The following is an 11,051-nucleotide window of genomic DNA, read 5'->3' on the forward strand; positions in this document are numbered from 1 at the left end:
TCATCGCCGGCCGCCTTTTCATCACCGGTCGTCTTTATAACGGGCATACGAGGTTCTACCGGTGTTCTCAGGGCGCACTCAGCCGCCTCTCATGAACGCCGCGCAGCCTTGAACCCATGACCGACACCTTCCGCCACAGCGGCGAGTACCCCCAGCAGCAGCAGTCGTCAGCGCCTGTTCACCATGGCGGTACGCAGGGCGCATATCCGCCCCCGCCCGCTTTCGCACCGGAAGAGCCCCCGAGGCCCCCGCGCCGCAGGGCCAAGGGACCCATGGCCCTGCTCGCCGCCGTCGCCATCGCGGCGGCCGCTGTCGGCGGCGGCACCGCGTACGCCTTCCAGGAGCTGACCGGCAAGGACGGCACGTCGAGCAGCGCGACCAACACCAACGTCGTGCCCACCAGCCAGAAGGGCACCGTCTCCGGTGTCGCCGAGGCGGTCAGCCCCAGCATCGTGGAGATCAGCGCGAAGTCCGGCTCGGGCGAGGCCACCGGCTCCGGCGTGATCATCACGGATGACGGCGAGATCATCACGAACAACCACGTGATCTCCGGTGCCTCGTCGGTCAAGGTGACGACGAACGACGGGAAGACGTACGACGCCGAGGTCGTCGGCACCGACAGCAAGAAGGACCTGGCGCTGATCAAGCTCAAGGACGCCTCCGGCCTCAAGGCCGCGAGCCTCGGCGACTCCGACAACGTCAAGATCGGCGACGACGTCGTGGCGATCGGCTCCCCCGAGGGCCTGACCGGCACCGTCACCAGCGGCATCATCTCCGCCCTCGACCGGGACGTCACCGTCTCGGCGGACGAGGACCAGGGACAGCAGCAGCAACAGCAGGGCGGCGGCAACTGGCCCTTCGAGTACGGCGGCGAGCAGTTCAACGGCGACACCGGCTCCTCGAAGACCACGTACAAGGCCCTGCAGACCGACGCCTCGCTCAACCCGGGGAACTCCGGCGGCGCCCTCATCGACATGAACGGCAACATCGTCGGCATCAACTCCGCGATGTACTCGCCCAGTTCGTCGCAGGCCGGCTCCGAGTCGGGCTCCGGCAGCGTCGGCCTCGGCTTCGCCATCCCGATCAACACGGTCAAGGCCGACCTGGACACCCTGCGGGCCGGCTCGACCGACTGACCCCGACCACTCCCCCGGAGCACCTGGAGGCCGCCATGCCCGGACCCCTGATCACCGTCAACCGCGCCCGGCACGCCCTGGCCGCCACCATCGGCTGGGGCAGCCTGCCCGACACCGATCCGGCGGGACTCGGCCTCCCGCTCGCCGTGGCCGGGGAACTGCACGGCGCCACCGCGGCCCGCGCCCCCGAAGTGGCCACGGCCAAGGCACCGTCCTCCCGGCCCGCCGCACGCCGCAAGCCCCGCGCGCGCGTGCGAGGCTGATACCGGCCCCGTCCACCACCCCGCACCCGAGGAAGTACCGAGCCGATGAGCCCCGCCGAAGGCGACCGCGAACAGCTGCGCATCCTGATCGTCGACGACGAGCCGGCCGTGCGGGAGGCGCTGCAGCGCAGTCTCGCCTTCGAGGGGTACGGGACGGAGGTCGCCGTCGACGGCGCCGACGCGCTGGAGAAGGCGGCCGCCTACCGCCCCGACCTGGTCGTCCTCGACATCCAGATGCCCCGCATGGACGGCCTCACCGCCGCCCGCCGCCTGCGCGCGACCGGCTCCCTGACGCCCATCCTGATGCTCACCGCGCGCGACACGGTGGGCGATCGCGTGACGGGGCTCGACGCGGGCGCCGACGACTACCTGGTCAAGCCGTTCGAGCTGGACGAGCTCTTCGCCCGCATCCGGGCGCTCCTGCGCCGCAGTTCGTACGCGGCCGGCGCGGGGCAGGCCGCGGAGGGCGACACGCTCGCCTTCGGCGACCTGCGGATGGACCTCGCGACGCGGGAGGTCACCCGCGGGGCGCGCACGGTGGAGCTGACCCGCACGGAATTCACCCTGCTCGAGATGTTCCTCGCGCACCCGCGTCAGGTGCTCACCCGGGAGCAGATCCTGAAGGCGGTCTGGGGCTTCGACTTCGAGCCGTCCTCCAACTCCCTCGACGTGTACGTCATGTACCTGCGCCGCAAGACGGAGGCCGGGGGCGAGCCTCGCCTCGTCCACACGGTGCGGGGTGTGGGGTACGTGCTGCGGCCGGGGTCGGGCGGGGGCGGCGAGTGACGGGGCTGGTGCGGCGTTATCGCGCGATGCCGCTCCGCTCGCGGCTTGCGATGCTGGTCGCCTCGGCCGTGGCGTTGGCGGTGGCGGCGGCCGCGGTCGTGTGCTGGTTCGTGGTGCGCAACGCGCTGGTGAGTTCGCTGGACAGCGCGTTGCGGGAGGCCCAGCTCTCCTCCGGGGAGGTCCTGAACGCGATCCAGACCAGCCGGTGCAGCGAGCAGCCGGGGGAGATCGCGCAGCGGCCCGACCTGATCAAGCAGACGATCCAAGTGGTCGATCCCAAGGGCAACGACTGCCTGATCGTCGGTGAGCAGTCCGTCAAGGTGACGGCCGCCGACACGGCCGTCGCCGACGGCAGGTCCCGCGCGACCGTGCACAACGGCATCGCGTCGGACGGCTCCGAGTACCGCGTCTACACCTATCCCCTGCGGGGTGTCACCGGCGCGGTCTCGGTGGCCCGCCCCCTGAACGAGGTCGACGACACCCTCGACAACCTGGTCCTGGTCCTTGCCCTCGTCGCCGGCATCGGGGTCATCGGCGCGGGCGCCGCCGGCCTCTGGGTCGCCCGCACCGGCCTGCGCCCGGTCGACGAGCTGACCGCGGCCGTCGAGCACGTCGCCCGCACCGAAGACCTCGATCTCCGCATCCCCGCCGAGGGCGACGACGAGATCGCCCGGCTCTCCCGTTCCTTCAACTCCATGACCGCCTCGCTCGCCTCGTCCCGCGACCTCCAGCAGCAGCTCATCGCCGACGCGGGCCACGAGCTGCGCACTCCCCTCACCTCGCTCCGTACGAACATCGAGCTGCTCGCCCGCAGCGAGGAGACCGGCCGGGCCATTCCGCCCGACGACCGCAAGGCGCTGCTCGCGTCCGTGACGGCCCAGATGACCGAACTGGCGGCGCTGATCGGCGACTTGCAGGAGCTGTCGCGGACGGACAGCGGACAGGGCGGAAAGGTGCAGGTCGTCGCCCTGCACGACATCGTGGACGCGGCCCTCGAACGGGCTCGGCTGCGCGGCCCCGAGCTGACCTTCGAGGCGGACCTCGCCCCCTGGTACGTACGCGCCGAGCCGGCGGCCCTCGAGCGGGCCATCGTGAACATCCTGGACAACGCGGTGAAGTTCGGGCCCCCGGGCTCCGCCGTCGAGGTGGCCCTGAAGGAAGGCGCGCTGACCGTCCGCGATCACGGCCCCGGCATCCCCACCGACGAACTCCCGCACGTCTTCGACCGGTTCTGGCGTTCCCCGTCGGCCCGCAGCCTCCCCGGTTCGGGCCTCGGCCTGTCCATCGTGGCCCGCACCGTGCACCAGGCGGGCGGCCAGGTGGAGCTCCGGCCCGCTGAGGGCGGCGGGACCGTGGCGACGGTCCGCCTGCCGGGGGCGCCGACCCCGCCCCCCGCCGCGTAAGGCGCTACTTGCCGATCCCCAGACCCGTACCGCTCAGCCGCACCCGGATGCCGTCCTGCTGCACGTTCACGTCCTGCAGCCAGACGTTCCCCTTGCCCGGCAGCTTCGGCAGCTGGAAGGCGAGCGTGAGGCGGTCGGTGAGGACGGGGCGGGTGAGCTGGGAGAGGCCCTTGAGGAGGCCCGGGTCCAGGCCCAGCTTCTTCAGGAGCTCGGGGTGGCCCATCGCGACGTCGATGAGGTTCAGGCCCATCACGTCGTTGATGAAGCGCGGCGAGCCGACGAGGTCGTGGAGCTTGGTGTCGCTCTTCAGGGCGCCGCTGACCACGGAGTCCGGGACGCCGAGCCGCTTGACGATCGACGGCACGGAGAGCAGCGCCTTGGCCTTGGCGGTCTCCTCGGCGAGGCGGTCCGCGGACTTCTTGCTGAGGTGCAGGCCCTCGGACTCGCGGGTGCCGGGCCGGTAGGTCGCCAGGTCGCCGATCTGCAGGCTCATCCTGCCGATGTCGGTGGAGATGCCGCGGTCGCCGTTGCGCTGGATGCGGGCGTCCGCGCGCAGCTTCAGGTCGTGGCCCGCGACGGGCAGCGTGCCGCGCGCGAGGACCTGGTCGCTGCCGTGGCCGGTGAACGTGACCTGGGACGCGCCCAGTTCACGGTTCAGGTCGTCGAAGGAGAGCAGCACCTCGCCCTTCATCTCACGGATGAGGGCGCCCTTGATGTCGGTGGGGCCGTCGCCGGTGATCGTCACGTCCGTGGCGGTGGCGGAGACCTGGGCGAGCGAGATCCGGTCCGCCGCGACGTCCGGGACGGTGACCTTGACCTTGTCGACGCGCTTGTCGACGACCTGGGTCAGGAAGGGGAAGCCCTCGATGTCGACCTCGGGCGTGGCACTCAGGTGCAGGGAGTCCTTGAGCTTCTCCGCGGCCTCGTGCTCGGCGTAGAGCAGGGCCCAGCGGTCACCGAGCCCGAGGAAGGCGGTGGCGACCAGGAGCGCCACGACGGCCTTCGCGGCGAGCGGGAGCCCGGCGAACCGGTTGATGCGGCGGCGGCTGCCGCGGCGGTGGTTCGGGGGCTGCCAGGGGGCTTCGGTCTTGTCGGCTGCGTTGTCGTCGTCCGTGTCGTGGAGGAAGTCCTCCAGCGGGTTCGGCGACGCGAGGGCGCCGAGCTCGTCGTACGGATTCAGCGGAGCGGTCGTCTCCGCCTGCGATGCTTCGGGGGGAACCGATTCGGCGTGCCAACCATCAGACGGATAGGCCTGGTTGTGATCGGGCGGAAGCGTGGCTATGCGGTGGGGGGAACGCATCAGCTGATTTCACCATACGTTCACACCCCACCCCAAGCCTTACGCCCAGTAACGACCGATTTAGGTCACCTTCTGAGCACGTCTGTTAACGCGTCATTCACTTCACGATGGTGATCCTGTCCGCCTTGGGCGGCGCGATCGGCTTGTCCGCCGAGGAGTTGGCGGTCAAGTAGTCGTTGAACGCCTTCAGGTCATCGCTGCCGACCAGCGGCTTCGTGCCCTTGCCGAGCTCGGCGAAGCCGTCGCCGCCGCCCGCGAGGAAGGAGTTCATCGCCACACGGTACGTGGCGGCCGGATCGATCGCCTTACCGCCCAGCTTGATCGAATCCGTCACGACGCGATCGGCGCCGGACTTCGTCATGTCGAGCGTGTACGTCAGGCCGTCCGAGATCTGCAGAATCTTCGGGGATGCCTCGTTCGACCCACTGACCTGCTGCTTCAGCCCAGTGATCAGCTGCGCGCCGGTCAGGTCGACGAGATTGACCGTGTTGCTGAACGGCTGGACGGTGAAGCCCTCGCCGTACGTCACGACCCCGTCACCCTCGCTCCCGCTCGCCTTGTGGACGAGGTCGGAGCGGATGCCGCCGGGGTTCATCAGCGCCAGATCCGTCTCCGGGTCGAGCGACTTTCCGTGCGCGAGCTGCGCGTCCGCGATCAGGTCGCCGAGCGGCGCCTCGGGAGTGGTGGCGCCACGGCCGGGGATGTCGGCGGAGATGAAGCCGACCGGCTTGTTGGCGACCGGGGCGGCCAGCTTGTCCCAGCGCTGGATCAGCGAGGTCATGTCGGGGGCCTTCGCCTGCTCCCGGCTGACGACGTGGTTCGCCGACTTCACCGACGTACGGACGATGTCCTTGGTCCTGCGGTCGTACGTGAGCGTGGTGTCCGTGTAGAGCTTCCCGAAGGAGGAGGCGGACGTGACCATGCGGGGCTTGCCCGACGGGTCGGGGATGGTGCAGACGTACGCGGAGTGGGTGTGCCCGGTGACCAGCGCGTCGACCTTGGGCGAGATGCCCTTGGCGATGGTGGTGATCGGGCCCGAGATGCCGTCGCCCGCGCCCGGCGCGTCACAGTTGTAGTTGTACGCCTGGCTCGCGGGGGCGCCGCCCTCGTGGATGAGCGAGACGATCGACTTCACGCCCTGCTTGTCGAGGATCTTGGCGTACTTGTTGACCGTCTCGATCTCGTCGTGGAACTTCAGCCCCTTGACGCCGTCGGCGGAGACGATGTCGGGCGTGCCCTCCAGGGTCACACCGATGAAGCCGACCTTGACGCCCTTGTGCTTCCACACCCAGTACGGCTTGAGGACGGGCTTGTCCGTCTTCTCGTCGGTCACGTTGGCCGCGAGGTAGGGGTAGTCGGCCCCCTTGAACTTCTTGTCCTTCTCGAAGCAGCCGTCCTTGGGGTGACAGCCGCCGTTCTGCATGCGGGCCAGTTCCTTGGCCCCCTCGTCGAACTCGTGGTTGCCGACACTGGTGACGTCGAGGCCGAGCTTGTTCATCGCCTCGACGGTCGGCTCGTCGTGGAAGAGGCCGGACAGGAGCGGGCTCGCGCCTATCAGGTCACCGGCGGCGGCCGTGACGCTGTAGGGCTTCCCCTTGCGGGCCGTACGAAGCGACGTGGCGAGATACTCGGCGCCGCCCGCGTCGATCTTCCTCTCGGTCCCGTCGGCCTGCTTCTCCGTGACCTGGCCCGAGGATCCGGCCGGGGGCTGCAGATTGCCGTGGAAGTCGTTGAAGGACAGCAGCTGCACGTCGACGGTGCGCTTCTTGCCCGCCGCGTCCGCCGCGCCCGTGCGGTCCTGCCCGGCGTTCGCGGGCAGCGCCGCGGCCAGCGCACCGATCGTGGCGAGACCGGCCGCGGCGGCGAGCACACGGGTGGCGCGGCGTCTTGGCCGACGCGGCTGAGGAGTGACTGGCACGTGTCCCCCTGGGAGAGGTCTGAGACGAACTGAGGGTGGTGAAACTCCGCGCAGCCTAAAGTCAACGCGCGTAGCGCGACAGGGGGTTACGGGTTACGAGGTGGTTGCCGTCGAGGGGCACGGCGGGAACGTTACGGACACTTCGGACCACTTCGGACGACCGTGCGGGCGTACGGGGGCGAAGCCGGCCGGGTGCGGCGACAGCGGCGCGTACGCCGTCGCGCACTCCCCCGCGGGCCGTGAGTACGTCGGTGACCTGCTCCTGGACCGGCCGCCGCCGTACCCTCGACTCCATGACTGACGAGCAGCAGCCTCCCGCCACCCTGCGGCAGATCGACACGGTCGCCGCCCTCACCTCCGACCAGGCCGACGCCGTGCTCGGGCTCCTCGCGGAAGCGGCCCGCTCGGACGGCCAGCAGGCCGTGTCCGAGCAGGGGCGGCTGCAGCTGCGGGGAGGTGCGCGGGACGGGGTACGGCATCTGCTGCTCACCCTCGGCGACGAGCTCGTCGGATATGCGCAGTTGGAGGACACCGACCCCATCGAGGCACCGGCGGCGGAGCTCGTCGTCCACCCCGCGCACCGCGGCCGCGGGCACGGCCGGGCGCTGGGCACCGCGCTGCTCGCCGAGTCCGGGCGCCGGGTGCGGATCTGGGCGCACGGCGGCCACTCGGCAGCGCGGCACCTCGCGCAGGTCCTCGGGCTCACCCTCTTCCGCGAACTGCGGCAGATGCGGCGCTCGTTGGGCGACCTCGACCTGCCCGAACCCGTCCTTCCCGAAGGCGTGTCCGTACGCCCCTTCGTCCCGGGCCAGGACGACGCGGCCTGGCTCGCGGTGAATGCCGACGCCTTCGCCCACCACCCCGAGCAGGGCTCGCTCACCCAGCGCGACCTGGACGACCGCAAGGCCGAGCCGTGGTTCGACCCGGCGGGCTTCTTCCTGGCCGAGAAGGACGGCGAGCTCGTCGGCTTCCACTGGACGAAGGTGCACGCGGACGAGGGCCTCGGCGAGGTGTACGTCCTCGGGGTGCGGTCGGGCGCGCAGGGCGGCGGCCTCGGCAAGGCCCTGACGACGATCGGCCTCAACCACCTGGCGGCGGCGGGCCTGCCGACCGCGATGCTGTACGTGGACGCGGACAACAAGGCGGCGGTGAGCGTCTACGAACGGCTCGGTTTCGTCACACACGAGACGGACCTGATGTACCGCACGGAGTCCTGACACCCGTACGTACGCCACGAAGGGCGCGGTGTTCCCCAGGTGGGGACACCGCGCCCTTCGTCATGTGCGCCCGGCTACTTCGCCGGCTCCACCGCCGACAGGCACATCTCGAACTGCACCCGCCCGCGGCGGGTCTCCTGGTACTGGGACTGGCCCGGCTTGCACTCGCTCTCGAACTTGCTCGCGACCTTGTACTCGGCCTTGGCGCTCGAACAGCCGATGACCTCCATGTCGGGGCTGCTGTCGGACCCCTTGTTCTGCACGCAGTCGCCGACCTCGGCGACCGCGGGCGCCTTGGCGGCCTCGCTGTCGGGGCCCGTGGTGTTGCCCCGGCTGCTGTACCACCAGACTCCGGCGACGACCGCGGCGACGAGCAGGGTCACCATCTTCATCACGGGTGACAGGCGGCTGAAGGATGAATTGGACAAGGTAAGTCCCCCGACTTTCCATGCGTGTTCACGTCAAGACTGAGCGGCAGACGCTACAAGATCGCCTGCCCGTTGACGAAACCAGCTCCTTGACGAAGCTCCTTGACGAAAGCAGCTTCTTGCACCACCCTTTCACTACTCAATTAGTGAAAGGGTGGTGCAAGGGCATGGTCGAGTTCCGTATCGACCGGCGCAGCGGCGTCGCCACCTACCTCCAGATCGTCCAGCAGACCCAACAAGCCCTGCGCCTGGGCCTGCTGGAGCCGGGCGACAAGCTGCCCACGGCCCGTGAGGTCGTCGAGGCGACGGCCATCAACCCGAACACGGTCCTCAAGGCCTACCGCGAACTGGAACGCGAGGGCCTGGTCGAGGCCCGCCGCGGACTCGGCACCTTCGTACGGAAGTCGCTGGGCTCCACGCCCGCCGACTCACCGCTGCGCGGCGAGCTGAGCCAGTGGGCGGCACGTGCCCGCGCCTCCGGTCTGGAGAGGGACGACGTGGCGGCGCTGTTCAGCGCCGTGCTGGAAGAGCAGTTCACGCAGTCAGAGCATGCAGAGCACGTATCCAAGGGGGACCCCGCATGACCGACACCGCCATCGAGGCGGCCGCGCTGGCCAAGAGCTACGGGCGGCGGGGCCATGCCCTGCGCGACTGTTCCTTCCGGCTGCCCGCCGGGAGGATCTGCGCGGTCGTGGGGCCCAACGGCGCGGGCAAGTCGACGCTGCTGGCCCTGGCCGCCGGTCTCTTGAGGCCGACCGAGGGCACGCTCGCCGTACTCGGCACCGATCCGGCCGCCGCGCGCGAACGCGTCGCGTACGTCGCCCAGGACAAGCCGCTCTATCCGCAGCTCAGCATCGCCGACACCCTGCGGCTCGGCGCCGAGCTGAACCCCGGGCGCTGGGACGCCGCGCTCGCCGGACGTGTCGTACGCGAGGGCGACTTGGACCCGAAGCTGCGCGTGCGGACGCTCTCCGGCGGGCAGCGCACCCGCGTCGCACTGGCCCTCGCCCTCGGCAAGCGGGCCGAACTCCTGCTCCTGGACGAGCCGATGGCCGACCTCGATCCGCTCGCCCGCCATCAGCTGATGGGGACGCTGATGGCGGAGGCCGCCGAGCACGGCACCACCGTGGTGATGTCCTCGCACATCGTGGGTGAACTGGCCGAGTCCTGCGATCACTTGCTGCTCGTCTCCGGCGGCCGGGTCCGGCTCGGCGGCGGCATCGACGACCTCGTCGCCGCGCACGCCCTCGTCACCGGGCGCCGCCCCGCCGAGGAGCTCGCCCCGCACACGGTCGTCGAGTCCCGCGCCACCGGTCGTGGCCTGACCGCGCTGATCCGCCCGGACGGCCCGATCGACGAAGGCTGGGACGTCGAAGAGCCTTCCCTGGAGGAACTGTTGCTGGCCCATCTGCGTTCGCCGGAGGCACCTGCACTCCTGACGCCGGGCACCACCGTGACCGACCCGGCGGTGACCGCGTGAGCGCATTGACGACGGCTCCCGCCCGGGAGCAGGGCCGCCGGAGCACCCTCCCCGGCCCCTACCGCGCCGCACTGCGTCAGCACCGCACCGCCCTGTGGATCACACTCGGGCTCGTTGTGCTCGGCATCGCGGCGCTCGTCACCAATCACCTGGTGATCTCCCACGCGGCGGACGCCTTCAGGGCGACCGGCTGCTCCCTCGGGATGGACATCACCCCCGACTGCTACACCACGGCCCGCGAGTACGCGGACACGGACTCCTCGTTCCGCCGGTACATCGACTACTCGGGTGTGGCCCTGCTCGTGGCACCCTGCCTGATCGGCCTGTTCGTCGCGGGACCGATGATCGGACGCGACCTGGAGACCGGCACGTACAAGCTGGCCTGGACTCAGTCCGTCTCCCCGGTGCGCTGGCTCGCCGTCCGCCTCAGCCTGTGCGCCACCGCGGTGGCCGTCGCCGTCACGCTGCTCGCCGCGGGCCAGCGCTGGGCGTGGAGCACAGGGCCGAACTTCAATGGTTCGCAGGCATCCTGGTTCGAGCGGGGGATCTACGGCTCCGTGGGACCGGTCGCCGTCGCCTACGCCCTCTTCGGGCTCGGCGTCGGCGCGCTCGCAGGGGTGGTGCTGCGGCGGACGCTGCCCGCGATGGGTGCCGCGCTGGCCGTCACGGCGGGTACGGTCTTCGCTCTGCCGCTGCTGCGGGGTCATCTGTGGGCCACGCAGACGGTCACCTCGTCGGGCGGGTACGCGCAGGGGCCTCCCCCCTTCGGCTTCGGGGTGGAACAGGGCAGGATCACCGCCGACGGCGGCCGGCTGCCGGAGTCCGTGTGCTCGGACGGGGTGGCGAACTACAGCTACAAACAGTGCCTCGACAAGCACCAAATCACCGGCTGGTACAACGACTTCCACCCCTCGTCCCACTTCTGGCCCCTCCAGTTCGTGGAGACGGGCATCGTCCTCGCGCTCGCCGCGGCGGCGACATACGCGGCGTTCCGCGTGCTGCGGCGCCGCACCGCCTGAGTTGCGCACGGCCCCCGGACATGTAGACGTCCGGGGGACCCCGGCACATGTCCCGCACGTCATGTCGCCGTAACCAGCGATTCAGACTGGCTTGCGACCCT

General features: G+C 70.4%; 11 protein-coding genes. 8 read left to right on the forward strand and 3 right to left on the reverse strand.

Annotated elements, in window-relative coordinates; translation table 11 throughout:
• The first annotated feature begins 116 nt into the window (after window positions 1–116).
• The 4 genes from ACWGIH_RS32580 to ACWGIH_RS32595 are packed head-to-tail and all read left to right on the forward strand — an operon-like array spanning window position 117 to window position 3,588.
• On the forward strand, window positions 117–1,136 hold the full coding sequence (locus tag ACWGIH_RS32580; protein ID WP_453448846.1) for a S1C family serine protease: 1,020 nt from the start codon (window positions 117–119) through the stop codon (window positions 1,134–1,136).
• Between the two features lie 35 nt (window positions 1,137–1,171).
• On the forward strand, window positions 1,172–1,399 hold the full coding sequence (locus ACWGIH_RS32585; RefSeq protein WP_453448845.1) for a hypothetical protein: 228 nt from the start codon (window positions 1,172–1,174) through the stop codon (window positions 1,397–1,399).
• A gap of 45 nt (window positions 1,400–1,444) precedes the next feature.
• Window positions 1,445–2,185, forward strand: coding sequence for a response regulator transcription factor (locus ACWGIH_RS32590; RefSeq protein ID WP_453448844.1), 741 nt, complete (start codon window positions 1,445–1,447; stop codon window positions 2,183–2,185).
• Window positions 2,182–3,588, forward strand: a complete 1,407-nt coding sequence (locus ACWGIH_RS32595; protein ID WP_453448843.1) for a sensor histidine kinase — start codon at window positions 2,182–2,184, stop codon at window positions 3,586–3,588. Before ACWGIH_RS32590 ends, ACWGIH_RS32595 begins: the two co-directional genes overlap by 4 nt.
• A gap of 4 nt (window positions 3,589–3,592) precedes the next feature.
• Here ACWGIH_RS32595 and ACWGIH_RS32600 read toward each other — a convergent pair whose 3' ends face one another.
• Window positions 3,593–4,888: an LmeA family phospholipid-binding protein gene (locus ACWGIH_RS32600; protein ID WP_453448842.1), complete on the reverse strand. Its 1,296-nt coding sequence runs from the start codon at window positions 4,886–4,888 to the stop codon at window positions 3,593–3,595.
• 97 nt (window positions 4,889–4,985) lie between these two features.
• Window positions 4,986–6,806 carry a bifunctional metallophosphatase/5'-nucleotidase gene (locus tag ACWGIH_RS32605; RefSeq protein ID WP_453448841.1) on the reverse strand — a complete coding sequence of 607 codons (1,821 nt, stop codon included), beginning with the start codon at window positions 6,804–6,806 and terminating at the stop codon, window positions 4,986–4,988.
• A gap of 293 nt (window positions 6,807–7,099) precedes the next feature.
• Between ACWGIH_RS32605 and mshD the strand changes: the two genes are divergently transcribed.
• Entirely contained in the window at window positions 7,100–8,023 is a 924-nt protein-coding gene (gene mshD, locus ACWGIH_RS32610) for a mycothiol synthase (RefSeq protein ID WP_453448840.1), read from the forward strand.
• Between the two features lie 74 nt (window positions 8,024–8,097).
• On the opposite strand, the gene ACWGIH_RS32615 is transcribed toward mshD, so the two are convergent.
• A complete protein-coding gene (locus ACWGIH_RS32615) occupies window positions 8,098–8,451 on the reverse strand; it encodes an LppU/SCO3897 family protein (RefSeq protein WP_453448839.1) in 354 nt (117 codons plus the stop codon).
• 167 nt (window positions 8,452–8,618) lie between these two features.
• Between ACWGIH_RS32615 and ACWGIH_RS32620 the strand changes: the two genes are divergently transcribed.
• Genes ACWGIH_RS32620 through ACWGIH_RS32630 form a run of 3 tightly spaced genes read left to right on the forward strand, consistent with a single transcriptional unit; the run spans window position 8,619 to window position 10,950 of the window.
• Window positions 8,619–9,035, forward strand: coding sequence for a GntR family transcriptional regulator (locus ACWGIH_RS32620; protein WP_453448838.1), 417 nt, complete (start codon window positions 8,619–8,621; stop codon window positions 9,033–9,035).
• On the forward strand, window positions 9,032–9,931 hold the full coding sequence (locus ACWGIH_RS32625) for an ABC transporter ATP-binding protein (protein ID WP_453448837.1): 900 nt from the start codon (window positions 9,032–9,034) through the stop codon (window positions 9,929–9,931). The genes ACWGIH_RS32620 and ACWGIH_RS32625 overlap by 4 nt, the downstream gene beginning before the upstream one ends.
• Window positions 9,928–10,950 (forward strand): hypothetical protein, encoded by a 1,023-nt coding sequence (locus ACWGIH_RS32630; RefSeq protein ID WP_453448836.1) that lies wholly within the window; start codon window positions 9,928–9,930, stop codon window positions 10,948–10,950. The genes ACWGIH_RS32625 and ACWGIH_RS32630 overlap by 4 nt, the downstream gene beginning before the upstream one ends.
• Window positions 10,951–11,051: the final 101 nt, after the last annotated feature.

This window comes from Streptomyces sp. NPDC054872 (genome assembly GCF_053610705.1).

What these genes read in the sequence shown, in the direction of transcription:
- ACWGIH_RS32590 (WP_453448844.1), top strand. Translation starts at nt 1,445, where the DNA reads ATGAGCCCCGCCGAAGGCGACCGCGAACAGCTGCGCATCCTGATCGTC.
- ACWGIH_RS32625 (WP_453448837.1), top strand. Translation starts at nt 9,032, where the DNA reads ATGACCGACACCGCCATCGAGGCGGCCGCGCTGGCCAAGAGCTACGGG.
- mshD (WP_453448840.1), top strand. Translation starts at nt 7,100, where the DNA reads ATGACTGACGAGCAGCAGCCTCCCGCCACCCTGCGGCAGATCGACACG.
- ACWGIH_RS32585 (WP_453448845.1), top strand. Translation starts at nt 1,172, where the DNA reads ATGCCCGGACCCCTGATCACCGTCAACCGCGCCCGGCACGCCCTGGCC.
- ACWGIH_RS32580 (WP_453448846.1), top strand. Translation starts at nt 117, where the DNA reads ATGACCGACACCTTCCGCCACAGCGGCGAGTACCCCCAGCAGCAGCAG.
- ACWGIH_RS32600 (WP_453448842.1), bottom strand. Translation starts at nt 4,888, where the DNA reads ATGCGTTCCCCCCACCGCATAGCCACGCTTCCGCCCGATCACAACCAG.
- ACWGIH_RS32620 (WP_453448838.1), top strand. Translation starts at nt 8,619, where the DNA reads ATGGTCGAGTTCCGTATCGACCGGCGCAGCGGCGTCGCCACCTACCTC.